Annotated in this window: 21 protein-coding genes; 13 read left to right on the top strand and 8 right to left on the bottom strand. The window is 75.5% G+C overall.

From position 1 onward, the window contains the following. Positions 1 to 4 precede the first annotated feature (4 nt). From A4R25_RS15850 to A4R25_RS15815, 8 genes are all read left to right on the top strand, one after another. On the top strand, positions 5 to 1,153 hold the full coding sequence (locus A4R25_RS15850) for an exonuclease SbcCD subunit D (protein ID WP_043325615.1): 1,149 nt from the start codon (positions 5 to 7) through the stop codon (positions 1,151 to 1,153). Then, the gene (locus tag A4R25_RS15845) at positions 1,153 to 3,627 is read left to right on the top strand and encodes an AAA family ATPase (protein WP_064447179.1); all 2,475 of its coding nucleotides are present in this window, start codon (positions 1,153 to 1,155) and stop codon (positions 3,625 to 3,627) included. Before A4R25_RS15850 ends, A4R25_RS15845 begins: the two co-directional genes overlap by 1 nt. After that, positions 3,624 to 4,595, top strand: a complete 972-nt coding sequence (locus A4R25_RS15840) for a hypothetical protein (RefSeq protein WP_064447178.1) — start codon at positions 3,624 to 3,626, stop codon at positions 4,593 to 4,595. The genes A4R25_RS15845 and A4R25_RS15840 overlap by 4 nt, the downstream gene beginning before the upstream one ends. Continuing rightward, entirely contained in the window at positions 4,595 to 5,452 is an 858-nt protein-coding gene (locus A4R25_RS15835; RefSeq protein WP_064447177.1) for a spermidine synthase, read from the top strand. The genes A4R25_RS15840 and A4R25_RS15835 overlap by 1 nt, the downstream gene beginning before the upstream one ends. 82 nt (positions 5,453 to 5,534) lie before the next feature. Next, complete coding sequence (locus tag A4R25_RS15830) at positions 5,535 to 6,233, top strand: sigma-70 family RNA polymerase sigma factor (protein ID WP_030503038.1); 699 nt, start codon at positions 5,535 to 5,537, stop codon at positions 6,231 to 6,233. Further along, complete coding sequence (locus tag A4R25_RS15825; RefSeq protein WP_064447176.1) at positions 6,230 to 7,012, top strand: anti-sigma factor; 783 nt, start codon at positions 6,230 to 6,232, stop codon at positions 7,010 to 7,012. The genes A4R25_RS15830 and A4R25_RS15825 overlap by 4 nt, the downstream gene beginning before the upstream one ends. Before the next feature lie 205 nt (positions 7,013 to 7,217). Then, positions 7,218 to 7,877 carry a hypothetical protein gene (locus A4R25_RS15820; protein WP_064447175.1) on the top strand — a complete coding sequence of 220 codons (660 nt, stop codon included), beginning with the start codon at positions 7,218 to 7,220 and terminating at the stop codon, positions 7,875 to 7,877. Between the two features lie 147 nt (positions 7,878 to 8,024). Further along, positions 8,025 to 8,939, top strand: a complete 915-nt coding sequence (locus A4R25_RS15815) for a DNA-3-methyladenine glycosylase (RefSeq protein WP_064447174.1) — start codon at positions 8,025 to 8,027, stop codon at positions 8,937 to 8,939. A 4-nt stretch (positions 8,940 to 8,943) separates the two neighbouring features. Here the strand turns inward: A4R25_RS15815 and A4R25_RS15810 are convergent, their stop codons facing one another. Further along, the gene (locus A4R25_RS15810) at positions 8,944 to 9,465 is read right to left on the bottom strand and encodes a DUF1990 family protein (RefSeq protein ID WP_064447269.1); all 522 of its coding nucleotides are present in this window, start codon (positions 9,463 to 9,465) and stop codon (positions 8,944 to 8,946) included. A gap of 55 nt (positions 9,466 to 9,520) precedes the next feature. On the opposite strand from A4R25_RS15810, the gene A4R25_RS15805 reads away from it, so the two are divergent. Further along, complete coding sequence (locus A4R25_RS15805; protein ID WP_043325626.1) at positions 9,521 to 10,009, top strand: GNAT family N-acetyltransferase; 489 nt, start codon at positions 9,521 to 9,523, stop codon at positions 10,007 to 10,009. Here the strand turns inward: A4R25_RS15805 and A4R25_RS15800 are convergent. Together A4R25_RS15800 and A4R25_RS15795 are read right to left on the bottom strand one after the other, a co-directional pair. Continuing rightward, the gene (locus A4R25_RS15800; protein WP_064447173.1) at positions 9,984 to 10,406 is read right to left on the bottom strand and encodes an SRPBCC family protein; all 423 of its coding nucleotides are present in this window, start codon (positions 10,404 to 10,406) and stop codon (positions 9,984 to 9,986) included. The two genes, A4R25_RS15805 and A4R25_RS15800, sit on opposite strands and share 26 nt — an antisense overlap. Positions 10,407 to 10,674: 268 nt before the next feature. Further along, positions 10,675 to 10,887, bottom strand: coding sequence for a hypothetical protein (locus A4R25_RS15795; protein WP_043325629.1), 213 nt, complete (start codon positions 10,885 to 10,887; stop codon positions 10,675 to 10,677). 136 nt (positions 10,888 to 11,023) lie between these two features. Between A4R25_RS15795 and A4R25_RS15790 the strand changes: the two genes are divergently transcribed. Continuing rightward, entirely contained in the window at positions 11,024 to 12,136 is a 1,113-nt protein-coding gene (locus A4R25_RS15790; RefSeq protein WP_064447172.1) for an ATP-dependent DNA ligase, read from the top strand. Positions 12,137 to 12,170: 34 nt separating this feature from the next. Further along, positions 12,171 to 13,760 carry an alpha/beta hydrolase gene (locus A4R25_RS15785; protein WP_157539071.1) on the top strand — a complete coding sequence of 530 codons (1,590 nt, stop codon included), beginning with the start codon at positions 12,171 to 12,173 and terminating at the stop codon, positions 13,758 to 13,760. Positions 13,761 to 13,811: 51 nt separating this feature from the next. Here A4R25_RS15785 and A4R25_RS15780 read toward each other — a convergent pair whose 3' ends face one another. After that, positions 13,812 to 15,089: a YncE family protein gene (locus A4R25_RS15780; RefSeq protein ID WP_064447171.1), complete on the bottom strand. Its 1,278-nt coding sequence runs from the start codon at positions 15,087 to 15,089 to the stop codon at positions 13,812 to 13,814. 163 nt (positions 15,090 to 15,252) lie between these two features. Between A4R25_RS15780 and A4R25_RS15775 the strand changes: the two genes are divergently transcribed. After that, complete coding sequence (locus A4R25_RS15775) at positions 15,253 to 16,401, top strand: helix-turn-helix domain-containing protein (protein WP_064447170.1); 1,149 nt, start codon at positions 15,253 to 15,255, stop codon at positions 16,399 to 16,401. Between the two features lie 102 nt (positions 16,402 to 16,503). Continuing rightward, positions 16,504 to 16,956 carry a GNAT family N-acetyltransferase gene (locus A4R25_RS15770; protein ID WP_030503026.1) on the top strand — a complete coding sequence of 151 codons (453 nt, stop codon included), beginning with the start codon at positions 16,504 to 16,506 and terminating at the stop codon, positions 16,954 to 16,956. Positions 16,957 to 17,053: 97 nt separating this feature from the next. Here A4R25_RS15770 and A4R25_RS15765 read toward each other — a convergent pair whose 3' ends face one another. Genes A4R25_RS15765 through A4R25_RS15750 form a run of 4 tightly spaced genes read right to left on the bottom strand, consistent with a single transcriptional unit; the run spans position 17,054 to position 24,681 of the window. Beyond that, positions 17,054 to 17,779, bottom strand: coding sequence for an ABC transporter ATP-binding protein (locus tag A4R25_RS15765; protein ID WP_030503025.1), 726 nt, complete (start codon positions 17,777 to 17,779; stop codon positions 17,054 to 17,056). Continuing rightward, the gene (locus tag A4R25_RS15760) at positions 17,779 to 18,768 is read right to left on the bottom strand and encodes an ABC transporter ATP-binding protein (protein WP_064447169.1); all 990 of its coding nucleotides are present in this window, start codon (positions 18,766 to 18,768) and stop codon (positions 17,779 to 17,781) included. Before A4R25_RS15760 ends, A4R25_RS15765 begins: the two co-directional genes overlap by 1 nt. Before the next feature lies 1 nt (position 18,769). Beyond that, positions 18,770 to 21,499 carry an FtsX-like permease family protein gene (locus A4R25_RS15755; protein WP_064447168.1) on the bottom strand — a complete coding sequence of 910 codons (2,730 nt, stop codon included), beginning with the start codon at positions 21,497 to 21,499 and terminating at the stop codon, positions 18,770 to 18,772. Next, positions 21,496 to 24,681 (bottom strand): FtsX-like permease family protein, encoded by a 3,186-nt coding sequence (locus tag A4R25_RS15750; protein ID WP_064447167.1) that lies wholly within the window; start codon positions 24,679 to 24,681, stop codon positions 21,496 to 21,498. Before A4R25_RS15750 ends, A4R25_RS15755 begins: the two co-directional genes overlap by 4 nt. Between the last annotated feature and the right edge of the window lie 135 nt (positions 24,682 to 24,816).

Raw genomic sequence — 24,816 nt, 5'->3', positions numbered from 1 at the left:
CCAGATGAAGATCCTGCACACCTCCGACTGGCACGTCGGCAAGGTCCTCAAGGGGCAGTCCCGGGCCGAGGAGCACAAGCAGGTCCTCGCCCAGGTCATCGAGATCGCCCAGCGTGAGCGGCCGGACCTGGTCATCGTCGCCGGTGACCTGTACGACACCGCCGCGCCCACCCCGGAGGCGACGCGGCTGGTGACCCGGGCGCTCACCGCGCTGCGGCGTACCGGCGCGGACGTGGTGGCGATCGGCGGCAACCACGACAACGGCGCGGCGCTGGACGCGCTGCGCCCGTGGGCCGAGGCGGCCGGGATCACGCTGCGCGGCAGCGTCCGGGAGAACCCGGACGAGCACGTCGTCGACGGGGTCACCGCCGGTGGGGAACGCTGGCGGCTGGCCGCGCTGCCGTTCCTGTCCCAGCGGTACGCGGTGCGCGCGGTGGAGATGTACACGCTCACCCCGGCCGAGGCGAACCAGACGTACGCCGATCACCTCGGCCGGGTGCTGGACCGGCTCGCCGAGGGGTTCACCGAGCCGGACCGCGTGCACCTGGTGACCGCGCACCTGACAGTGGTCGGGGCGAGCACCGGCGGCGGCGAGCGGGACGCGCACACGGTGCTCGGATACGCGGTCCCGGCCACCGTCTTCCCCGGCAACGCGCACTACGTGGCGCTGGGTCACCTGCACCGCTCGCAGCGGGTCATCGGCCCGTGCCCGATCCGCTACAGCGGCAGCCCCCTCGCCGTCGACTTCGGCGAGCAGGAGAACGTCAGCTCGGTGACGATCGTGGAGGTCACCGCCACCACGGCCGCCCGCATCCGGGAGGTGCCGGTGCCGGGCGCGGTGCCGCTGCGCACGGTACGCGGCACGCTCGCGCAGCTCGCCGAGATCGAGGCGCCGGAGGGCTGGCTGCGCGTCTACGTCCGGGAGCAGCCCCGGGCCGGGCTGCGCGAGGAGGTGCAGGAGCTGCTGCCCCGGGCGTTGGAGATCCGGATCGACCCGGAGCTGGTGCCCGCGCCGGGCAGCGGGACCCGGACCGCCCAGCGGGCCGGGCGGTCGCCGGGCGAGTTGTTCGGCGACTACCTGGACAGCCGCGGGCACGCCGACGAGGGTGTCCGGGAACTCTTCGACGAGCTGCTCGAGGAGGTGGAGCACTGATGCGGCCGATGCGGCTGGACATGGCCGGGTTCACGGTGTTCCGCGACGAGACCACTGTCGACTTCACCGACGCGGACTTCTTCGCGCTGGTCGGGCCGACCGGTTCGGGCAAGTCGACGGTGCTCGACGCGATCTGCTTCGCGCTCTACGGCACGGTGCCGCGCTGGGGCGGCGCCCGGGGGCTGGCGAACGCGCTGGCGCCGTCGGCCACCGAGGCGCGGGTCCGGCTGGTCTTCGAGTCCGCCGGGGACCGCTACGTGGCGACCCGGGTGGTGCGCCGGGACGGCCGGGGCACCGTGAAGACGGCCAACGCCGGGCTGCAGCTCATGCCGCCGGGCTTCGACGTCACCAAGCTCGACACCGGGCTCAGCCCGGAGGATCTGGGCGAGGTGGTGGCGGGCACCCCGGCCGAGATGGAACAGGCGGTGCTGGACGCGGTCGGGCTGCCGTACGAGCAGTTCACCTCCTGCGTGGTGCTGCCGCAGGGGCAGTTCGCCGACTTCCTGCACGCCAAGCCGGCCACCCGGCAGCAGATCCTGGTGAACCTGCTCGGGCTGGGCGTCTACGAGAACGTGCAGAAGAAGGCGGTCGAGCGGGCCGGGCAGGCCGAGGCGAAGCTGGAGACCGTCGACAAGCTGCTCGGCGGGCTCACCGACGTCGACGACGAGAGTCTGGCCGCCGCCCGGGAGCGGGTGGACGCGATGCGGGAGCTGGCCGCAGCGGTCGCTGCCGCCGTACCCGAATGGGAGCGGGCCCGGGCGACGGCGGGTGAGCGGGCGGCGGCGCTGGCCGCTCTCGACGCGGAGCTGGGTGTGCTGGCCGGGGTGCGGCCGCCGGACGGCACGGCCGAGCTGGCGCGGGCGGTGGCGGCGGCCCGGGTGGCCGCCGACGAGGCGGCGGGCGCGGTCGGCCTGGCCGAGGAGCGCGAGGAGAAGCTGCGCGGGGAGCTGACCGCCGCCGGTGACGAGAGCGCGTTGCGGTTGCACCTGAAGGCGTACGCGGACCGGGACCGGCTGACCGCGGAGGCGGCGACTGTGCGCGCGGCGGTGGACGCGGCGCGCGGCGAGCACGACGCGGCGGTGGCGGCGCTGGCGGCGGCGCGGGCGGACGCGCAGCGGGCCGAGACGGAGCTGGAGTCGGCGTTCCGCGAGCACGAGGAGGCGAAGGCCGCCGACCAGGCGGCGGCGCTGCGGGCGCACCTGGTCGACGGCGCGCCCTGCCCGGTGTGCGAGCAGACGGTCACCACGGTGCCGGCGGTGCCGAAGGGTTCGGCGGTGAGCCGGGCGATCGAGGCGGGCAAGGCGGCGCGGGCGGCGAGCGAGGCGGCGAAGCGGGTGGTGCAGGAACGCGACGCCGCGGCCCGCGAGCTGGACCGGGTGCTGCTGCGCGCCCGGACCCAGCACGACCAGCTCGGCGCGCGCCTGGCCGAGCTGGACGAGCAGCTCACTGACGCGCCCACGCCGGAGCGGCTGCGGGAGGCGCTGGCCGAGCACGCGCGGCTGCGCGCCGCGCTGGAGGAGGCGGCGGGCGCGGTGCGGGCCGGGCGGGAGGCGGCCCGGCGGGCGCGGGGCGCGCTGGACGCCGCGCAGGATCGGCTGCGCCGGGCCTGGCGTGACTTCGACGCGGTACGCGACGGGCTGGCCCGGTTCGGGCCGCCGGCCGCCGACCGGGACGACGTGGCGGCGGCGTGGACGGCGCTGGCCGACTGGGCGGGCGAGCAGGCGCGGGCGCGGCGCGCGGACCGCGACGGGCTGGCCGAGTCGGTGGAGGCGGCGCAGCGGGCCGCGGCCGAGGTCGCCGACGGGATCGCCGCGTTGTTCACCGCGGCCGGGCTGGACGCCCCGCAGGACGCGCCGCGCGACGTGGCGGTGGCGGTGGAGCGGGCCGAGGCGGAGTTGCGCCGCCTGGACGAGCGCCGCGAGCAGGCCGCCGGGCTGCGGGAGCAGCGGGCCGGGCACGAGCACGAGGCGCGGGTGGCGCGGGCGCTCGCCTCGCACCTGCGGGCGAACAACTTCGAACGCTGGCTGCTCACCGAGGCACTGGACCTGCTGGTCGACGGCGCGTCGCGGATCCTGCGGGAGCTGTCCGGCGGGCAGTACGACCTGGTGCACGACAAGGGCGAGTTCTTCGTGGTCGACCACCACGACGCCGGGTTGCGGCGCGGGGTGCGCACGCTGTCCGGCGGGGAGACGTTCCAGGCGTCGCTGGCGCTGGCGCTGGCGCTGTCCGAGCAGCTCGCCGGGATGTCCACCACCGCCGCGAGCCTGGAGTCGATCGTCCTGGACGAGGGTTTCGGCACGCTCGACGCGGCGACGCTGGACACGGTCGCGGCGACGCTGGAGAACCTGGCTGCCCGGGGCGACCGGATGGTCGGCGTGGTCACCCACGTGCCGGCGCTGGCCGAGCGGATCCCGGTCCGGTTCGAGGTGCGCAAGGACGCGCGGACGGCCCGCGTGGAACGGACCGGCCTGTGACGTCACAGTCGCCGGCGTTCTTCGTCGACGCCTGGGATCCGGCGTACGGCGCGTCGTTCGAGGCTGCGGGCGGGTCCGGTCCGGCCGCGCCGAGCAGCGCCCAGGTGGACGCCGACGTCGAGCTGCCGGCCACCGACTGGCGGGCGATCGGCCCCCGCGCGGGCGTGCGGTCGCCGGACGTGGTGCTGCTCGTCGACGGGGTACGCCGGATCGACGCCAGTGTCTGGACGGCCGAGGAGGACGGCGGCTCGTTCCCCGGCATCGCCGCCTCGTACGCGGCCGGTGTGGTCCGCTGCGACCTGGACCGGGGCGCCGCCGAGATGGCTGGCGCCCGGGTGGGCCGGGGCCTGTTCACGGCGAGCCCGTCGGCGCAGGACGTGGTCGCCGGGACTGTGCGTTACCCGGTGCACCGGGTAAGCGGCACCGGTGAGCTGAGCAAGCTGCCCGCGGCGGTGCAGGCGCCGCTGACCGCGCTGGAGGTGGCCGTCTCCGACGCGGTACGCACCGACGGCGACCTGCTGGTGGTGGACGGCCCGCTGCGCAGCCGGCGGAACCTGCCGCGCACGCTCGGGTACATCAAGACGCAGCACAGCCAATACCTGGACGGGCGGCTGACCGCTGTGGTGACCGGGCTGGCGCCGGGTGAGCGGTGCCCGGTGTTCCGGCTGGGCACGGCGTGGGGCGGCTGGTCCTGGTATCTGCGCCTGCCGGTGCGCGCCGGGGCGCCGTGGGCCGGGATCGTGCGGGTGGAGTGCTCGGCCGACCTGACCGTGCCGGAGGCGATCGCGCTGGCCGACCTGTCGCTGGTGACGTTGCCCCGGTTCGCCTCCACCCCGTACAAGGATCCGCGTGCCCCGCAGAACCTGGTGCCGATCGCCGGGCTGGAACGCCGGTTGCGCGGGATGCTCGGCGACGCGCGGCTGCTGCACCGCGTGCTCACCGCGGCGGCGCGCGGAATGCGGCGCTGATGGGCCGGCGACGCGACGCCGACCGGGTGGTGGCCGACGTCGACACCGGGCGGGCCGAACTGGTGCCGGACCGGGACCGTCCGGGCTCGTGGACGTTGCTGCTGGACGGCGCACCGCAGTCGCATGTCGACCTGACCGACCCGGCTCACCTGGAGTTCGAGTACGTCCGGCGGCTGGCCGCCGCGCTGGACCTGGTGGCGCCGGCCGGGGCGCCGCTGCGGGTGCTGCACCTGGGCGGCGGCGCGCTCACCCTGCCCCGGTACGTGCAGGCCACCCGCCCGGGTTCGACGCAGCGGGTGTCCGAGGTGGACGGCGCGCTGGTGGAGCTGGTCCGCCGCGAGATGCCGTGGCCTGCCGATCCGCGACTGCGGGTACGGGTGGCCGACGCGCGGGCGACGCTGACGTCGAGCCGGGACGGCGCGTACGACGTGATCGTGGCTGACGTGTTCGCGGGTGCCCGTACCCCCGCGCACCTGACCTCGGTGGAGTACGCCGCCGAGGTGGCCCGGGTGCTGGCGCCCGGCGGCAGCTATCTGGCGAACGTGGCCGACGGCCCGCCGCTGCGGCACGCGAAGGCGCAGGTCGCCACAGTGCGTACCGTGCTGCCCCGGGCCTGCCTGGTCGGCGACGCGGCGGTGCTGCGCGGCCGCCGGTACGGCAACCTGGTGCTGGTGGCGTCCCGGGTGGAGCCGCCGGTGCCGGAGCTGGCCCGGCGGGCGGCCGGCGACTGGTTCCCCGGCCGGGTGCTGGCCGGCGCGGAGCTGGACCGCTTCACCGGCGGCGCGGCGGTGGTCCACGACGCGGGCGCCGTCGACTCCGCTCCCCCGCCGCCCGGAATTTTTTCCGTCAAACGTTGATCCGATCGACTGGTGGCTGCGTATCACCGGGCGGCCATGCCCGTGGGGGGCCGGCTGATGTCATTGGACAGCGGAGGTCTGCATGCATGCGGTGGCGGCCGGCTGGCACGGCGAAGTGGCGCGGCCCGAGTGGATGTTCGCCCGGGCACAACCACACTCGCGCGCCTCGCGTTCCCGCCGGGGGGTCGACGCCCGGCCCGCCGATCGCCAGAATGACCCGGTGCCGCCGCGACCCGCTCCCGGACGCCACCAGGCGACCTCCGCCGAGGCCAGCCACTCCGACCAGCTGATCCGCCTGCTGTACGCCGAGCACGCCGGCCCGCTGCTGATGTTCGTGATGCGGCTGACCGGCGGGGACCGGCAGCGGGCCGAGGACATCGTGCAGGAGACGCTGCTGCGGGCCTGGCGCAACGCGCACCGGCTCGGCGTGCAGGGCCAGGGCTCGTTGCGTCCCTGGCTGGTCACGGTGGCCCGGCGGATCGCCATCGACGAGCACCGCAGCGAGCAGGCCCGCCCGCCGGAGACGTACGACCGGGATCTGACCGCGTTCGCCGAGGCGGACAGCACCGACCGGGTCCTGCGCACGATGACGGTGGCGGACGCGCTGCGTACGCTGAGCCAGTCGCACCGGGAGATCCTGGTGGCGACGTACTTCCGGGGGCGCACCGTGCCGGAGGCGGCCGAGGAGCTGGGGCTTCCGCTCGGCACCGCCAAGTCGCGGGTCTACTACGCGCTGCGCGCGCTGCGCACGGCTCTGCAGGAGAGGGGGGTGACCGAATGAGCCGGGCCGATCACATGGACGTCGCCGCGTACGCGCTCGGCGTGCTGGACGCGGAGGACGCGGAGCGGTTCGAGGAGCACCTGGCCACCTGCTGGGCCTGCGCGGCGGAACTGGAGACGATGGTCCCGGTGGTGGGGCTGCTCTCCGGCATCGACGGCGAGGCGATGGCCGCGCTGGAGCAGACGCACACCGATCCGGCGCTGCTGGACCGGACGCTGGTGGCGGTGCGGCGGGACCGCCGTCGTACCCGGGTGCGGCAGTTGCTGGCGACAGCGGCGGCAGTGGTGGTGTTCGGCGGCCTGAGCGGGGTCGCCGCCGGGATGCTCGGCGACGAGCCGGGGCCGACGCCGCAGGCCGGGCCGACGCAGACCGCGCCGACCGCGGTGCCGAGCGGCGAGCCGGGCAACCCGAACGACCCGGGCGTCGGCGGGGAGAAGCCGATCGAGGGCGACCAGCACAACGCCACCGACGCGGGCACCGGCGTGCAGACCACGATGTGGCTGGCGCGCAAGGAGTACGGCACGCAGATCTCGGTGCAGCTGAGCCGCCTGCCCGGGCCGCGTGTCTGCCGGCTGGTGGTGGTGCGCAAGAACGCCACGAGCGAGGTCATCTCCACCTGGTCGGTGCCGGCCGGCGGGTACGGCACGAACCAGAACCAGCTTCCGCTGGAGCTGACCGCGTCCACCTCCGCCCCGGTACGCGACATCGACAAGCTTCAGGTGCAGTCGGTGGACGCGAACGGGGTGGCGAGTCCGCTGGTGACGGTGGACGACATCTGATCCGGTACGACGACGGCGCCGAGCGGCTGGACCGCCCGGCGCCGTCTTGTCGTGTCCGGGCCGGCAGACCCCCTCGTGCTGACGCACGCGCCAGAACGGCTGTCGGTTCAATCAGTCCACTGTGAAATGTGCCACCGTTTCGACTTCAACCTTGACAGTGCCGCGCCCGTACTACTCGGCGAACTGCCAAGAACGAGGAGGGCACGTGGCACACCACAAGCGGACGACCGTCATCGTCGCGAGCGCGATGGTCGCACTTACGGCCTGCGCCCCCGCAGGCTACAACGGGGCGAACTCGAGCGCGGCCGAGCCGGTCGCCGTCGCCGCGGCCGAACCCACCGCGGCGGCCGAACCGGAGGCGTCGGCGGCTCCCGAGGAGGAGCCGGTCGCGGACAAGGCGCCCCCGGCCAACGTGAAGATCACCGACGAGCTGGTCGGCAAGAAGCTGCCCCGGATGGGCCGCGTCGTCACCGACCAGGACGGCTGGGTGCTGTACCGGTTCGACAAGGACTCCGACGACCCGCCGCAGTCCAACTGCGTGGACAAGTGCGCCGAGGTCTGGCCGCCGTCGCTCACCGACGGCAACCCGAAGCTGCGTGGCGTCTCCGACGACAAGGTCGGCACCATCACCCGCCAGGACGGCACCCGGCAGCTCACCATCGGCGGCTGGCCGGTCTACCGCTACATCGGCGACAAGAAGCCGGGCCAGTGGAAGGGCCAGGGCGTCGGCGGCACCTGGTTCGTGGTCGACCCGAACGGCAAGAAGAACCTGACCTGCCTGCCCACCGGCACGCCCAAGCCGGTCGCGCCGCCCGCGGCGGGCAGCTCGAACAGCTCCGGCGGCGGGTCGGACTACTCGTACTGACGCACCAGGTCACGGTGACCGGTCGCCGCCGGGGAGGGCGCGGCCGGTCATCGTCGGGAACCCGGGAGGCGGGGCGCACCGGCATCGCCCCGCCTCCCGGCTCGGCGTGTCCGGCGTCACCGCCGGGACGCGTGGCAGAGTGGCCGGGTGACCTCGCCCGCCGCCCGCCGCACGCTGCGCCCCCCGGCCGGCTACCGGCTGGCCGCGTCGGTGCGGGCGCTCACGTTCAGCCCGTACGACCCGTGCGCGCGGATCGCCGCCGGCACGTTCTGGTGGGCCACCCGCACCCCGGACGGACCGGCCACGCTGGCGCTGCGCCCGGAGGCCGGCGAGCTGACCGCCGAGGGGTACGGCCCCGGCGCCGGCTGGGTGGTCGAGCGGGCCGACCGGATCGCCGGACTGCGCGACGACCTGACCGGGTTCGCCGCGCTCGCCGCCGCGCACCCGCTGGTGGCCCGCCTCGCCCACACGCACCACGGGCTGCGGATGCCCGCCACCGGCCAGATCTTCCCCCGGCTGCTGCGGGCCGTCTTCGAGCAGAAGGTCACCGGCAAGGAGGCGTACCGGGCGTACGCCGCCACCGTGCGGCACTTCCGCGAACCCGCCCCGGGTCCGCTGCAACCACTGCTGCTGCCGCCGGAGCCGGCCGCGGTGGCGGCCACGCCGTACTGGGTGTTCCACCCGTTCGGCGTGGAGCAGCGACGCGCCGACACGCTGCGCCGCGCGGCGGCCGTCGCGGACCGGCTGGAACGCTGCGCCGACTCGGCCGAGGCCACCCGGCGGCTCACCGCGATCCCCGGGATCGGGCCGTGGACCGCCGCCGAGGTGGTGCGGATCGCGTACGGCGACCCGGACGCGGTCAGCGTCGGCGACTACCACGTGCCGAACACGGTGGCCTGGGCGCTGGCCGGTGAGCCGCGCGGCGACGACGCCCGGATGCTGGCGCTGCTGGCGCCGTTCCGGGGGCACCGGGGCCGGGTCTGCGTGCTGCTGGAGGCGGCCGGGATCCAGGCGCCGAAGTACGGCCCGCGCGCCCCGATCCGCTCGTTCGCCCGCTACTGACCGCTCAGCGCCGCCGGCACAGCCGCCGCAGCGTCCGGCCCAGCCACCAGGCGTACGCCCGCTGGAAGCCGAGCACGACCGGCCCGCCGGCCCGCACGTACCAGTGGGCGGGGCGGCTGAACGCGGTCACCTCGAACCAGACGCCGTCGGCGCCCCGGGTGACCAGGAACGCCTCCTCACCGACCTCCGGGTGCCCGGGCAGCGTGCCGTAGCCGAACCCGGCCCGGTCCGGCTCGTCCACCACCCAGACCACCTCGGTCGGGCCCCACAGCCGCGCCGGGCCGACGCCCAGTCCCGGCGTGACACGTACCCCGGGCGCCGCGCGCGGCGCGTCCGCGCGCATCACCACGCCCGCGGCGCGGTGCAGCCGCCAGCCCAGCAGCGCGTCCGCCGCGACCGGGAAGCCGCCGTCCGGCAGCCGGACCCGGTGGCGCAGGTGGTGGTAGCCGGCCGGCAGGCCGCCGTCGCGGGTCGCGCCCACCTCCGGGTACGTCAGCTCGGGCACGCCGGTCACCTCCACGCTGATGGGAACACCCCCGCCAGCGTACGGCCGCTTCTGAGCGCTGTGGTGAGCTGAGCCGGTGACCGACGTGACCATCGCCCCCGCCGACGTCGCCGACGCCGGTGAGATCCTCACCGTGCAGCGCGCCGCGTACCTGGTGGAGGCGCAGCGCTACCGGGACGTGTTCCTGCCCCCGCTGACCGAGACGCTGGACGAGGTCCGGGCGGCGCTGGCCGGCCCGGACGTGGTGCTCGCCGCGCGGCGCGGCCCCCGCCTGGTCGGCTCGGTACGCGCCCGCGTCGACGGCGACACCGCCCACGTGGGCCGCCTCTCGGTCGCGCCGGACCAGCAGGGCCGGGGCGTCGGCGGACGGCTGCTGGACGCGGTCGAGCAGGCCTGCGCGGGCCGGGTGACCCGGTTCGCGCTGTTCACCGGCGCGGACAGCGCGGCGAACCTGGCCCTGTACGCGCGGCGCGGCTACCGGGTGGTGGCGCACCGGCCGGACGAGAACGGCAACCGCCTCGCCGTGCTGGAAAAGACGGTCAGCCCTGCTCGCAGCGGCGCCTGAGCCCGTCCGCCTCCTGCCGCAGGTAGCGGCGCATCATCGAGCCGGCGAGCAAGCCGAGCAGGCCGGCCAGCGGCCCGGTCTGCACCAGGGCCAGCTCGGCCCGGGTGCGCCCGTCGCCGAGCGCGACGAGGCGGTGCTCGCCCCGGCTGCGCACGCCGGCGCTCGTGGACTCCCAGACGAACGAGTACGGCGGCTCGATCTCGGTGACCCGCCACACCGCCGGGGGCAGGCGCGGCTGCTCCAGCCGGGCGGTCGAGCCGAGCGCCAGCGGACCGGGCTCCAGCCGGCGGGCGGCGGTGACCGAGGGCGTCCACTCCGGCCAGCGCTCGACGTCGCTCTGCACCGCCCACACCCGGTCGACGTCGGCGGCGATCTCGACGGACTCGACGAACCGCATCGGCGTTCCTCCCCCGTGGACGGTCCGCTCAGGCTACGCCCGCACTCCACCCGCCCGCCGTCCCGCGCGCGCCCCGCTCCGCCCTCGCCCCGCCCCCGCTTCGTCGATCTTGGACTTAGGGTGCCCAGGATGCCCGATTGACGAACTTTACGAGGCACCACAACTCCAAGATCGGCGGCTTGCCGGGGCGGAGATGCCGGGGCGGAGGGGCAGCCGGCATTCCGTCGCTCGGCGCCGGCCGGCGGGCAGCGGGTCGCCGGGCGGAGGGTCAGGCCGCTTCGCGCAGGTCGGCCAGGGTGACCGGGGCGTAGCGCTTCAGCAGGCGTTCCAGCTCGGTGATCGAGCCGACCTCGCCGAGGACGTTCGCGCCGCCGCCGTGCTCGGCCGGATAGCGGTGCGCCAGCCGGTAGCGGTAGCGGCCACGGATCAGCTCGACGCTGACCCGCCAGCGCCCGCAGCATCCGCAGCTCCACTCCGGCACGCCGCGAAGGTAGCTCTGACCTGCGGTTTCACCATCCGGGCAGCGGTGACGAAGGCGACCGGCACGGGACACGCCGCCCGACCACCCCCGGTGATCTGCCTCACCACTGTCGGTGGGGTCTGGTTGACTGGTCGCCGTGGACCTGCCGATCAACCCTCCGGTCGAGCCGATGCTGGCCAAGAGCGTGTCCGAGCTGCCCACCGATCCCGGCCTGACCTACGAGCCGAAGTGGGACGGCTTCCGCTGCATCGTGTTCCGCGACGGTGACGAGGTCGAGCTGGCCAGCCGGGGCGGCAAGTCGATGACGCGCTACTTCCCGGAGGTGGTCGAGCAGGCGCGCCGGCAGCTCCCGCCCCGGTGCGCCGTCGACGGCGAGCTGATCGTGATCCGCCGGGACGGGCCGGGCGGGCACCCCCGGCTCGACTTCGAGCTGCTGGCCCAGCGGATCCATCCGGCCGCCTCCCGGGTGAAGCTGCTGGCCGAGACCACCCCGGCCGACTTCGTCGCGTTCGACCTGCTGGCCATCGACGACGAGCTGCTCACCGGGCAGCCCTATCCGCAGCGCCGCGAGCGGCTGGAGCAGGCGTTGTCCGGGGTGCGGCCGCCGGTGCACGTGACCCAGGTGACCACCGACCCGGAGACGGCCCGCCGCTGGTTCGAGGTGTTCGAGGGCGCCGGCCTGGACGGGCTGATCGTCAAGCCGGCCGACCTGCCGTACGAGCCGGGCAAGCGGCTCATGTTCAAGGTCAAGCACGCGCGCACCATGGACGCGGTGGTGGCGGGCTTCCGCTGGCACAAGTCCGGCCCGGTGGTGGGCTCGCTGCTGCTGGGGCTCTACGACGACCAGGGCGTGCTGCACCACATCGGCGTCAGTTCCTCGTTCACCATGGCCCGCCGCAAGGAGCTGCTGGACGAGCTGGAGCCCTACCGCGAGGTCGGCGGCGAGCACCCGTGGGTGCACGGCGACCACGAGCGGGGCCAGCGCATCCCGGGCGGGGTGAGCCGGTGGACCGGCGGCAAGAACCTGGAGTGGGAGCCGCTGCGTCCCGAGCTGGTGGTCGAGGTGGCGTACGACGCGATGGAGGGCGACCGGCTGCGGCACACCGCCCGGTTCGTGCGCTGGCGCCCCGACCGTGATCCGCGCTCCTGCGACTACGGCCAGCTCGACCGCCCGATCCGCTACGACGTCGACGAGGTGCTGCGCGGCGATCCGGCGGCGACGGTCGGTGACGCGGCCGGCCGGGCGTAGCCTGGCGGTCGACACGATCATGGAAGGCGCCCACGTGACAGGCTTCCCCGACCGGACCCGCCGGTTCCGGCCCGCCCTCGCCGCGTTCGTCGCGGCGGTGGTGCTCACCGCCGGCTGCACGCTGCCGGCGTTCGCGCCGCGCGCCGAGAGCGAGGGCGAGGCCGCCCCGCCGGGCACCGCCCCGGAGTGGCGGGCCTGCCCGGAGGTGCCGAACGAGCTGGTGGGCCGGGGTGCGGCGGACATGCGCTACGACTGCGCCCGCATCGCCGTGCCGCGTAACTGGGGCACCGGGGCAACCACCGGCGCGACCGCCGGGCCAGGCGCGGGAGAGACGTTCGAGATCGCGCTGATCCGGGCCCGTTCGACAAAGCAGCGCGACCGGATCGGGTCGCTGGTGGTCAACCCCGGCGGGCCGGGGGCCTCGGGCGTGGACACCGCCGTCTACCTGTCCTTCGGTCCGGCGTTCGGCGGGCTGCCGACGTCGGTCACCGACCGGTTCGACATCGTCGGCTTCGACCCGCGCGGGGTGGCCCGGTCCAGCCCGGTCAAGTGCATCTCCGACGCCGACCTGGACGCCAGCTTCGGCTACGACCCCGACCCGGAGAGCCAGTCGTCGTTCGACGGCTTCGTCGGCCTCAACCGGCGCATCGGCGAGCGGTGCGGCGCGAAGTACGGCGACCAGCTTCCGCTCTACGGCACCGAGCAGGCGGCCCGCGACATGGACGCGGTCCGGGCGGCGGTCGGCGACGACAAGCTGACGTACCTCGGCTACTCCTACGGCACGCTGCTCGGCGCCACCTACGCCCAGCTCTATCCGCAGCGTGTGCGCGCCCTGGTGCTCGACGGCGCGGTCGACCCGCAGCAGAAGCTGATCGCCGGGTCGGAGAGCCAGGCGAAGGGCTTCGAGCGGGCGTTCGACAACTTCTCCCGCTGGTGCGCGGCGAACGCCGGCCGCTGCCCGATCGCGCCGGACGCCCGCGGTGCGGTCACCGACGCGATCGCCAAGGCGAAGACCTCCCCGGTACGCGGGCAGGACGGCCGGGAGGCGACCTCCGGCTGGGTCTTCTACGCGGTGATCTCCTCGCTCTACACCGAGCAGGGCTGGCAGGAGCTGGCCCGGGCGATCGACGAGTTGCAGGGCGGTGACCCGGCCGGCGTGTTCAAGCTGGCCGACTCGTACGCGGGCCGGGAGCCGGACGGGCACTACTCCAACCTGTTCGACGCGAACCTGGCGGTCAACTGCGCGGACGAGACCGAGAAGCCGACCCGGGAGCAGGTCCGCCAGCTGCAGTCGCAGTGGCGGCAGAAGTACCCGCTGTTCGGTCCCGCCCTCGCGGTGGGGATGCTCGGCTGCGTGGAGTGGCCCGGCGAGCGGGACCCGTATCCGACCGGCCGGGCGAACGGCGCGCCGCCGATCCTGGTGGTCGGCACCACGGGTGACCCGGCCACGCCGTACGAGCAGACGCCCGCGCTGGCCGCGATGCTGGGCGTGGGTCGGGTGCTCACCTGGGAGGGCGAGGGGCACACCGCGTACCCGCAGACGCCGTGCGTGACGTCGGCGGTCGACGCGTACCTGATCTCGCTCACCGTCCCCCGGGAGGGGCTGCGCTGCCCCGCCCGGTGACGGCCCGGCCGGCGGCCGGGAGCCGGACGCCGGCCGGTCGAACGTCGGCGGTCAGCCGGCGGCCGGGGGCGTCCAGTCCTGCGGCACGTGCCCGATGCGGACGCGCTGGGGGTGGTCGCCGACCGGGACGCTCGCGACCTTCTGCCCGGTCGCGAAGTTGATCGCGGTGACCTGGTCCGCGCCGGATTCGGAGATCACGCAGTCCCGGCCGTCCCCGCTGACCGTGGCCCAGTACGGCTTGTTCGCGGGCACCAGCGGCCCCTCGCGCAGCGTGGCCCGGTCCAGCACCGTGGCGTAGTCGTCCATGGTGCCGGCGACGCAGATCCGGGCGCCGTCGGGGCTCATCGACAGGCCGTGGTGCCGGGAGTCGTTGACCCAGGTGGTGCGGTCCTCGCTGGTGGCCGGGTTCTTCGGCAGCGTGGCGATGCGGGTGATCCGGTCGGTTGCCACGTCGTACTCGACCACGCCGTTGAAGAAGGACACCTGGAAGTAGAGCCGGCTGCCGTCGGGGGTGAACACGGCCGGGCGGACCGCGTCGGAGAGGTCGCGGCGGCCGGCGGCGTCGAGGCGGTCCCGCATGTCGATGACCTTGACCACCTGGTACGTGCTGGTGTCGGCGACGGTGATCCGGCGGTCGCCCTTGGTCCAGTCGAGCCAGGGCGCGTCCAGGTCGGTGTTGACCTCGCCGATGGACATGTTCCACAGCCGGGTGCCGCCGTCGGTGTAGATGTTCTCGTGCGGCTTGTCGCCGGCGCCGAACGAGCCGAGCTGCGTTCCGGTGCGGATGTCCAGCACGTGCACGGTGTTGGAGGTGGAGGCGGAGACCGCGACGCGCGTGCCGTCGGGTGACACGGCCATGTGGTCGGAGCGGTAGCCGGAGACCGGGAACCGCCAGCGCAGCGCGCCGGTGGCGAGGTCGATCGAGACGACGTCGGCGAAGCTGGGCCGGGACACCACCACCGCGCTGCCGTCGGGGGTGGTGTACATGTCGTCGACGAACTGGTCGTGGCCCTCCCCCGGGCCCTGCCGGATGCCGAGGAAGTACGCCAGTTTGATCGGGTTGAGGTAGATCTCGCGCAGCCGCGCGGCGCGGTCCGGGATGACGTTGATCCGGCCGAGCTTGGCGTAGTCACCACGGGACCGGATGACGTCGGCGGTGCCGTCCCAGTTGTTGCCGACGAACATCACCTCCTGGAGCGGGACCGCGGCGGCGGCCGGCGCGGGCGCCGTCAGCAGCGGGGCCGGGGCGACGAGGGTGAGCGCGGCCAGCACGGCCAGGCCGGCACGGCGGCGGCGGGTACGGGACGGGTGCTGTGGCACGGGTGTCATGGACGCCTCCTGGCAGCCGGTACGACATCGACGTTTCTCAGTGGCGCGAACGGTGTTACCTTGCGGTAACAACCAGGAGAGCAACCGGCCGGCCGCCGGGGCTAGGGACCGGACGCCAACGCCCGCGCGACCTGGTTGTGCCGCGACGACAACGGGAGGCGGCGTGACCCGGACCGGGAACGTCCCCACGTTCGGCACGCTGCTGCGCGACCTGTCCGCCGACCCGGCCGCCGTCGACGAGGTGGCGCGGGCGGCCCGCGTGAACTCCCCCGAGGTGGCCCGGCTGCCCGCCGACGAGGTACGCCGCCAGGTGGTCCTGCTGCTGACCAGCGGTCTCGGCGCGCTGGAACGCCACGAGGACCCGGCCGGACGGGACTTCGCCGAGGCCCGGCGGCTGGGCGCGGACCGGGCCGCGCAGGGCGTCACGGTGGCCGGGCTGCTGCGCGGGGTGCAGGCCGGGCGGGACCGCGCGGTGGAGCTGGTGGTGCGGCACGGCCGGGCCGCCGGCATCCCGGACGAGGTGCTGCTGGAGGGGCTGCTCACCATCGGCCGGTACGCCGCGGCGGTGGAGCGGGCAGTGGTCGACGGGCATCGGGCCGCCGAACGGGATCTGCTCCGCACCGGCGCGGCGGCCCGGGCGCACCTGCTGCGGCGGCTGCTGCGCGACGGCCCGGCGGGCCTGCCCCCGGCCGAGCTGACCCGGTTCGGGCTGCGGCCGGACGGGCGCTACCACTGCCTGGTCGCCGCGCCACCCGACCCGGTACGCGCGCACGCGCTGCACCGGCAGCTCATCCGGCACGGCGGGCTGCTCGGCACCGTCGACGACCGGCTCGCCGGGCTGCTCCCGCGACCGCCCGACGCCGTACCGGCCGACCTGCTGACGCTGGTGACGCCCGCACAGCCGCTGGCGCGGGCCCCGGCCATGTACGCGCTCTGCCTGGCGGCGCTGGCCACGGCGGCGCACCGGCGGCTGCGCGGCCTGCGTCAGGTCACCGACCTGGCCGGAGAGACCGCGCTGGCCGCCCAGCCGGTCCTGGCCGAGCTGCTGCGCGGCACGCTGCTCGGCGCGCTCGACCCGGCCGACGACTTCCACCGGGACCTCGCCGGCACCGCGCTCGCCTGGCTGCACCACGGCCAGCGGCTGGACCAGACGGCCGCCGCGCTGCACGTACACCCGAACACGGTGCGCTACCGGCTGCGGCGGCTGCGGGAGCTGACCGGCGGGCCGCCGGTCGAGGAGGGCGCGCGGTGCACGGTGCCGGAGACCGTGCACTGGTGGTGGGCGCTGCGCAGCTGGCTGGACGGCGGCTGACCCCGGACGGCGCAACCGGCCTCCGCGTCGGGACGCCGCCCGGGCCCACGCGGGACGCCGCCCGGGCCACGCCGGCGCACGGCACTGTGCCAGGCTGGCCGGATGACCGAGGTGATCTTCCGGGAGGCGGTCCGCGCCGACCTGCCGGCCGTGCTCGCGCTGCTCGCCGACGACGTGCTGGGGCGTACCCGTGACCTGCCCGAGGTGGACGCGGCGTACGAGCGGGCGTTCGCCGACCTCGACGCCGATGCGCGCAACGAGCTGATCGTCGCCGACGACGGCGGGGAGCTGGTCGGCTGCTTCCAGCTCACGTACATCCCCGGGCTGGGCCGGCACGGCGCCGAGCGGTGCCTGATCGAGTCGGTGCGGGTCCGCTCCGACCGGCGCGGCCGTGGGCTGGGCGGGACGATGATGCGCTGGGCGATCGACCGGGCCCGGGAGCGCGGCTGCGCGCTGGTGCAGCTCACCACCGACAAGCAGCGCGCCGACGCGCACCGGTTCTATCGCGACCTGGGCTTCGTGGCCAGCCACGAGGGCATGAAGCTGGCGCTCTGACCGGGCCGCGACCCGGCGCCGGGCCGCCGCGACCCGGCGCCGAGCCGCGATCGGGCGCCGGGCCGCCACCCGAAGGCGCGCGGCCCGGTCACCCGGGTCAGTCCTCCGGCGCCAGCCGGCCGTCGCGCAGCGTCAGCGTCCGGTCGGCCATCTCGATCAGCGCCGGATCGTGCGTGGCCACGAGCGCGGTCATCCCCCGCGCGTGCACCACCGCCCGGAGCAGGTCCATGATCGAACGACCGGTCTCCGAGTCGAGCTGGCCGGTCGGCTCGTCGGCGATCAGCAGGTCCGGCTCGTTCGCCAGCGCCCGGGCCACCGCCACCCGCTGCTGCTGCCCGCCGGACAGCTCATACGGGCGCTGCGCCGCGTGCCCGCCCAGCCCGACCAGCTCCAGCAGCACCGCCACCCGCTGCTCCCGCTCGGCCGCCGGCACCTTGGCCAGCCGCAACGGCACCCCGACGTTCTCCGCCGCGGACAGGATCGGCACCAGGCCGAACGTCTGGAACACGAACCCGATCGTGCCCCGCCGCAACGCCAGCAGCTCCCGCTCGCCCGCGGCGGTGACCTCGTGCCCGGCCACCCGGATCAGGCCGGCGTCCGGGCGGTCCAGGCCGCCGACCAGGTTCAGCAGCGTGGTCTTGCCGGCGCCGGAGCGACCCCGCACCGCCACCAGCTCGCCGCGCCGCGCGGTGAACGAGACGTCCCGTACGGCGTGCACGGCGTGCTCCCCCTTGCCGAAGGTGCGGCTCACCCCCTCGACCCGGACCACGTCCTCGACTGCCGTCCCCGGCACCGCCGGCAGCACCACTGTCTGGTCGGTCATCACTCACTCTCCTCGGCGTGCGTCCGGTCACCGGGGCGCACCTCGACGTGATCGGGTTCCAGATTGAGGCGGACCCGGTCACGCAGCGACAGCGCCTCCACGAACTGCGCCGGCAGCTGCATCCGGCCGGTGCGGTCCAGCACCGCGTACTCCTCGCTGACCATCTCGGTGCCGCCGTCGGCGGTGACGCGCGCGGTCCGGCGTACCTCGGAGGCGGTCCGGCCGTCGCGGATCGCGACGGTACGGCGGACCTGGCCGGCCACGGCGTGGTCGTGGGTGACCACCACGATGGTGACCCCCAGCTCGGCGTTGATGGTGCGCAGCGCGGCGAACACCTCCGCGCCGGTGGCCTCGTCCAGCTCACCCGTGGGTTCGTCGGCGAAGAGGATCTCCGGGTCGTTCGCGACCGCCACGGCGACCGCGCAGCGCTGCTGCTCGCCGCCGCTCATCTGGCCCGGACGGCGGTCCGCGCAGTAGCCGACGCCGACCATGTCCAGCAGCTCGCGGGCCCGTTCCCGCCGCTTGCGCCGCCCGCCGGCCCGCCCGGCCAGCTTCATCGGCAGCTCCACGTTCTCCAGCGCGGTCAGGTACGGCAGCAGGTTGCGGCCGGTCTGCTGCCAGATGAAGCCGACCACCTCCCGCCGGTACGCCAGCCGCCGCTTGTTCGACAGCGACAGCAGGTCGTAGTCGGCGACCCGGGCGATGCCGGCGGTCGGGGTGTCCAGGCCGGACAGGATGTTCAGCAGGGTCGACTTGCCGGAGCCGGAGGCCCCGACGATCGCGACCAGCTCACCCCGGTCGATGACCAGGTCGAGGCCCTGCAGGGCGACGACCTCGACGCCCTCGGTCTTGAAGATGCGTACCAGGCCGTCGCAGACGATGTGCCCGCGCAGCCGGTCCCGCCCTCCGGCCCGTTGCGCGGCCCGTTCGGCCGCGCGTTGCTGCAGGGACGCCAGGTCCGGTACGGACGTCTCGGCGGTCGCGGTCATCTCAGCTCTCCTCTCCGAGCCGCAGCACCTCGCCGAGGCGCATCCGGCGGTTGTTCACGGCCTCCACGGTGATCGCGAAGCCGAGGGCCAGCATGGCCAGGACCGACACCCCGGCGACCAGGCCGGGTTCGAACTGCGGGCGTACGTCCACGCCGCCGGTGAAGGCGGGCAGCCCGAGCACCGGCGTGAGCAGCAGCGGCAGCAACGCGCCGACCACCGCCCCGGTGAGCACCGACACCAGCACCAGCGGGGTCAGCTCGACCATCAGCATGCCGCGCCACTGCCGGCGGGACAGGCCCATGGTGCGCAGCCGGGACAGCACCTGCCCGCGCGAGCGGGCCCCGGCGAGCACCGCGAGCGCGAGCCCGAGCAGCCCCAGCACGGCGCCGCCCCCGGCGCCGAGCGCGAAACCGAACACCAGCAGGCCGTTCACGCCGGTGCCGCCCAGGTCGGCGCGGACGGCCGAGCGGGTGGTGACCTCCGGCGCGCGGGCCTTGTCCCCGGCCTCGACCCCGCCGATGCGCAGGTAGCGGTTCTGCCCCTCACGCGCGACCCGGTCCACCTCGGCGGCGTCCACGCCCGCGCCGGCCAGCACGAACCCGGTGGGCGCGAGCTGGTGCGGCGCGTCCGCCGGCAACGCCGGCCACGGCAGCACCACGAACCGCGCCACGCCGTCGCCGACGAGCGCGAACTCGTCGACGGTGGCGGCGGTGCGCACCGGCAGCCGGTTGCCCTGCACGTCCAGCCAGGCGGGCCGGTCCCCCTGGGCGTCGGCGAGCCCGGCGTCGGCCAGCTCGTCGGCGACCGCCGGGGACACCAGCGCCGGCAGCGGCGTGCTCCCGTCGGCGCGGGCCCGCACCGGGTCGGGCACGCTCACCGGTACGCCTGCCGCACTGGCCACCTCGGCGAACCGCTCGCCGTCCACGAGCACCACGCGCAGCTCGGTGACCGGCGCGGGGCGGCCGGCGCGGTCGGCGTACGGGCGCTCGGCCGGCACCGTGAGCAGCGGCGCGACAGCGCGTACCCCGGGCAGCTCAGCCAGTTTCCCGGCGGTGTCCGGCGCGAAGCGCTCCCCGCGTACCAGCAGGTCACCCGGCACGGCCTGGGCGGCGGCGGTGTCCCGGCCGCTCTCGATGCCGGTCGCCACCACGCCGCAGAACGCGGCGGTGGCGACGGCCAGCACCACCACGACCAGCGGCCCGGTACTCGCGGCCCGGCCAGCGCGGGCGGCGCCGAGGAACGCGACGCTGCCGCGCGCCCGGGCCGCGACGCGGCTGACCAGCCGCAACGGCCAGGGGTACGCGCGCAGCGCCACCAGCGCCGCCGCGATCGCCAGCAGCACCGGCACGGACACCAGCAGCGGATCCACCGAACCGGCGGTGAGCCCGCGGCGGCGCAGCAGGAACGCGCCGAGCACGGCCAGCCCGAGCACCGCCACCTCGACGGTGAGCCGGACGGCGGGCGACCGGCCGCCGAGGTCGGAGCGGCCACCGGCGCGTCGGCCGACCGCAAGCGCGGCGAGTGGCGGCAGCAGCGTGGCCAGCAGCCCGGCGATCAGCACCCAGAGCCACGGCGACCCGGCGCCGGGCAGCAACCCGCCGAGCAGCCAGCCGATCCCGGCCGCGGCCGGCAGCACCAGCAGCGACTCGGCCAGACCGCGGCGCAGCACGTCACCCGTCGAGCCACCGCGGGCCCGGATCAGGTGGAACTCGGCGCGGCGTCGGTTCGCGGCCAGCCGGGCGGCCAGCAGCGTCAGCCCGGCCAGCGTGGCGAGCAGCCCGGCGGCGATGACCGCGAGCAGGGTACGCGCGGCGGCGAGCGAGTCGGCGAAGCGCCGCAGCGGGATGTCCACGCCCTGGCTGAGGGTCACCTTGACCTCGGTGGGCAGGGCCCGGTCCAGCCCGTCGACGCCGGCGATCAGCGCGTCGAGGCGGCCCGGTTCGAGCCGGTCCGGTGCGATCCGGTACCGCCAGCCGAAGGCCACCGGCCATTCCCCGGCGGTGATCGAGTTCAGACCCGCGTCGGCGGTGTACGCGACGCCCACGAACGGTTGGCCGTCGCCTTCCGGCGGGCTGAGCTTCAGCATCGACGGCAGCGTGTCCCAGACACCGCCGGCCGGGTCGTTCGGCCGCCACACGCCGACCAGGTCGACCGGGCGGGAGTTGAGCACGTTGTTGTCGGCGTCCAGCAGCGAGAGACGGAACCGGTCGCCGGCCGCGACGCCCAGCGTGGTGGCGATCGTCTCGGCGAGCGTCACCTCGATCGCGCCGGCCGGGGTGACGCCGCGTTCCGGCCACCGCCCGTCGACCAGGGTGGCCGCCTCCCGGATGCCGGTGCCGGCGCGCAGGTGCAGGTCGATCAGCCCCTTGTCGTCGCTGAGCGTCGGACCGCGCAGTCGCCCCGGGACGGTCTGCGCCGCGAACCAGCGCTCGCCGATCGTGTCGCGCACCTCGGCGGGCATCTTCTCCTCGATCGCCGCGAGCAGGGTCCCCCGGCTGGCGGCGACGGGCTGCTCCGAGGCGGGCACGACGTCCGGCGCGGTGCTGTACGTGAGGTCCCGGCGGGCCACCGGCTGACCGGCCACGTACTCGGTGAGCCCCTGCCCGGTCAGCCGGTCGGCGACCCGGGGCACGCCCGTGATCAACAGCGCGGTCACCAGGGTCAGGACGGCGAGCAGCAGGAACTGCCCCCCGTATGCGCGGACCCGGCGCGCGGCACCAGGAAGGCTCATCGTTCTCCTCCGATCCGGAGCTGCGCGGCGGCGACCCGCTGGCGGATGCCGGTGGTGATGACGGCGGCGAAGGCGAGCGCGGCGAGCAGCAGCCCGGCGGCGGTCGCCCCGATCGGCACCCAGGGCACTGTGAAGACCGCCTCGGGCACCGGCCGGCCGGCGGCCGGGGTGAGGATCACCAGCGGCACCATGGTGGCCGCGACGAGGGCGCCGACCAGCAGCCCGACGCCGACTCCGATCGCGGCCAGGAAACCCTGCTCGGCGAGGTAGGCGCGGGCCAGCAGCCGGGTGTTCGCGCCGAGCGTGTTGAACACGGCCAGTTCGGTGAGCCGCCGCCGGGTGGTGGCCCACACGTCGACCGCCAGGCCGACCAGCGCCAGCAGCACCGACCCGAGCGCGGCGGCGAGCAGCCCGGTGCGGGCGCCCTGCCAGTACGGGTCCCCCGCGGCCTCCTCCGCCACGCGCTGCCGGTCCAGCAGCACCGTGCCGCCGACAGCGGCGAGGGCCTCGGTCGCGGCGGCGTGCCCACCCGGCGTGGTACGCAGCCACCACTCGGCCACCGGCCGTATGCCTCCGCTGCGTTCCAGCAACTGGGTACCGGCGGTGGGCAGGTCCAGCAGCACGCCGTCGCCAGCGGTGCCGGGGATCGCGGCGACCTGGCCGACCACCGTGGCCTCGATCGTCACCTCGGAGACCGACAGCTTGACGGTGTCACCGGTCTGCACGCTCAGCGCGGCGGCGACCCCCGGTGTGATCAGCACCGGCACCGGCGGGTCCTCGGCCATGGGCACCACGGCGAACCGGGACGACGGCACCCGGGCAAACTGCAACAGCCCCGCGGGCACGTCGAAGCCCTGCGTCGCGTCCACCTCGGTGGGGGTGGCCCGGGCGTCCCGGCGCGGCCCGCTGCCCGGGTCGATCACCCGCCACGCCCCCTCCACCGGCAACGGCAGCGCCGCGCCGCCGCCGTCGGTGAGCCGCAGGTCGCTGAGCAGCAGCCGGTACGAGTTGCCGGTGGCGTCACCGCCGTCGGCCTCGAAACCGGCCAGCCGCAGCGGGGCGCCGCCGGTGTCGGGCAGCGGCACGGAGAAGCGCACCGGCCGTCCCTCGCCGCCGGCCTCGGCCAGCCGGACCCGCCACGTGGCCCCGGCGTCGGTGGCGAACAGCGCGGTCACGGCGACGCGCGGCCGGTCGTACATGCTCTCCACCGGGGTGCGGACAATGCCGGAGAACGTCTTCGCCCCGGCCGGCAGGACACCGCCGACCGGCGCGCCCCGGCCGCGCGCGAGCCGGTCCAGCAGGGCACCGGTGGACGCGCCGCCGTCGGCGTCGTCGAGCCGGATCATCCCCTTCGCGGCGGCGGCGTCCAGGGCCACCACCGTCGCCGGCCGGGCCTCGCGGCCCAGGCGTACGTCGTCACGCCAGGCGGGCAGCACCCGGTCCAGGCCGGGCGTGGCGGCCAACTGGGCGGCCCGGTCCGCGGGGGCGGTGCCGTCACGTTCGGTCAGCCGCAGGTCCGTGCCGACGGTGTGCTGGGCCTGGTCGCGCTGCGAGCGTTCCCAGGAGGCGACGAGCGACCACGCGAGCGTGCTGCCGCCGACGGCGAGCGCGAGCAGCAGCACCGGGCCGGCGTGCGGGCGACGCCCCGCCTGCCACATGCCGAACATGGTGGCGTTCCACGGCCGGCGGTCGACGAAGCGTTCCGCGATCCGGGTGGTCGGCGGCAGCAGCCGCAGCGCGATCACCGCGCCGGCCAGCACGCCGATCGTGGGCGCGGCGGCCAGCAGCGGGTCGATGCCGAGGCTGCCGTTCGCGCCGGCCAGCGGCGAGGAGTACTGCCGCAGCTGGGTCCAGGCGAGCACGGCGAGCGCCACCAGCACCACGTCCACGCTGGCGCGCTGCACGGCGGCGCTGCGGGAGGGGCGGGACCGGGCCGCCATGTCGGCGACGTAGGTGCCGGCCCGGCGCAACGCCGGCAGCACCATGGCGAGCAGGCAGCCGACCGCCGCGCCCACCGCGACCACCCAGACCCGGGCCAGGTCGCCGTCGGCCAGCCGCAGGTCCGCGCCGAGATACCGGACCGCCTGCCCGGTCAACGCCGGGGCCAGCAGCAGCGCCGGCGCCACCACGAGCGTGGCCTCGCGTACGGCGAATCCGGCGATCTGCCGACGCGCGGCGCCCCGGGCCCGCAGCAGCGCGGTCTGCGCCCGCCGGTCCTCGTTGAGCAGCGCGGCCACCAGCACCAGCGCGTACCCGCCGAGCACCACGATCAGCAGCAGCGGGGTGAGCAGCGCGGAGCGGCCCACCAGGTCGGCCCGGCCCAGCCGGTCCACCAGCCGGTCCAGGTGGCTCACCTGCTGCGTGGAGGAGCCCAGTCCGGTGGCCTCGGGCAGCCGCTCGGTGATCTCGTTCAGCGCTGTGGTCACGGCCGGCAACCGGGCCGGCTCGACGGCCACCAGGTCGGGGTCCACCAGCCAGGCCGCCGAGGTCGAGCCGGGGAAGGTACGGGCGAAGTCGGCCGGGTCGAGCGCGAACGGCCCGTACGAGGTGACCTCCGCGTCGCCCTGGCTCTCCCCCACCCCCGGGGCGAGCCGCCAGTACGCCTCGGCCGCGTCCCGGGGCCGCCACGTGCCGGCCACCACCACCGTGCTGGCCCGCTCCGCGCCCCGGTCGTACAGCGGCACCCGCTCGCCGACCTCCAGGCCCAGTTGCGCGGCCACCGTCTCCGGCAACGTCACCTGCAGCGGGTTGCTGCCGGGCACCGGCCACGCCCCGGCGGTCAGCTCGGCGTGCGCCGGCAGGTCGTCGAGCGTGGCCAGGTTGGCGAACATCGGGTCGTCGTCGGTGCGGGCGGCGCCCACGTCACCGGTCAGCTCCCGTCCGGTGCCGGAGCGGACCCCGGCCACCGTGACCGGCGCCCCGCCCAGCCCGTTCGCGAACTGTGCCCGTACCGCCCGGCCCCGCTCCGCATACGCGGCGGCGTCGGCGCCGCCGGAGCCGCTGATCAGCAGGCTGCGCTCTTCCGCCGGGGCGGCGTCGAGCACCGCCCGGGCGCCCGCGTCCACCGCCCGGCGGTTGTAGTCGGAGAGCCCGGTGACCAAAGCGACCGCGACGAGTGCCGCGACAGCGGCGGCGAGCAGCAGCCCACGGGCCTCTACCGCCCGCCTCCACACCAGCTTCATCCGACGTCCTCTCCTGGCCCCGGCGGGCCGATGCCGAGAGAGAGCAGTGACACCCCGGAAAAGGTTCGCGCCCGTTACATGATCGTTATCGGTCCCCCCGCCTCACCGCGCACTCTCCCCGTCGATCTTGGAGTT

It is taken from the genome of Micromonospora sp. NBRC 110037 (assembly GCF_001652995.1).
Classification (GTDB): domain Bacteria; phylum Actinomycetota; class Actinomycetes; order Mycobacteriales; family Micromonosporaceae; genus Micromonospora; species Micromonospora chalcea.
The sequence above is the reverse complement of the archived record's forward strand: the minus strand, read 5'-3'. Positions and strand labels throughout refer to the sequence as shown.

Coding starts and splice junctions, on each gene's coding strand:
- A4R25_RS15770 (WP_030503026.1), top strand. CDS start 16,504: ATGACCGAGGTGATCTTCCGGGAGGCGGTCCGCGCCGACCTGCCGGCC.
- A4R25_RS15845 (WP_064447179.1), top strand. CDS start 1,153: ATGCGGCCGATGCGGCTGGACATGGCCGGGTTCACGGTGTTCCGCGAC.
- A4R25_RS15780 (WP_064447171.1), bottom strand. CDS start 15,089: ATGACACCCGTGCCACAGCACCCGTCCCGTACCCGCCGCCGCCGTGCC.
- A4R25_RS15750 (WP_064447167.1), bottom strand. CDS start 24,681: ATGAAGCTGGTGTGGAGGCGGGCGGTAGAGGCCCGTGGGCTGCTGCTC.
- A4R25_RS15835 (WP_064447177.1), top strand. CDS start 4,595: ATGGGCCGGCGACGCGACGCCGACCGGGTGGTGGCCGACGTCGACACC.
- A4R25_RS15850 (WP_043325615.1), top strand. CDS start 5: ATGAAGATCCTGCACACCTCCGACTGGCACGTCGGCAAGGTCCTCAAG.
- A4R25_RS15830 (WP_030503038.1), top strand. CDS start 5,535: ATGCATGCGGTGGCGGCCGGCTGGCACGGCGAAGTGGCGCGGCCCGAG.
- A4R25_RS15760 (WP_064447169.1), bottom strand. CDS start 18,768: ATGACCGCGACCGCCGAGACGTCCGTACCGGACCTGGCGTCCCTGCAG.
- A4R25_RS15765 (WP_030503025.1), bottom strand. CDS start 17,779: ATGACCGACCAGACAGTGGTGCTGCCGGCGGTGCCGGGGACGGCAGTC.
- A4R25_RS15755 (WP_064447168.1), bottom strand. CDS start 21,499: ATGAGCCTTCCTGGTGCCGCGCGCCGGGTCCGCGCATACGGGGGGCAG.
- A4R25_RS15800 (WP_064447173.1), bottom strand. CDS start 10,406: ATGCGGTTCGTCGAGTCCGTCGAGATCGCCGCCGACGTCGACCGGGTG.
- A4R25_RS15825 (WP_064447176.1), top strand. CDS start 6,230: ATGAGCCGGGCCGATCACATGGACGTCGCCGCGTACGCGCTCGGCGTG.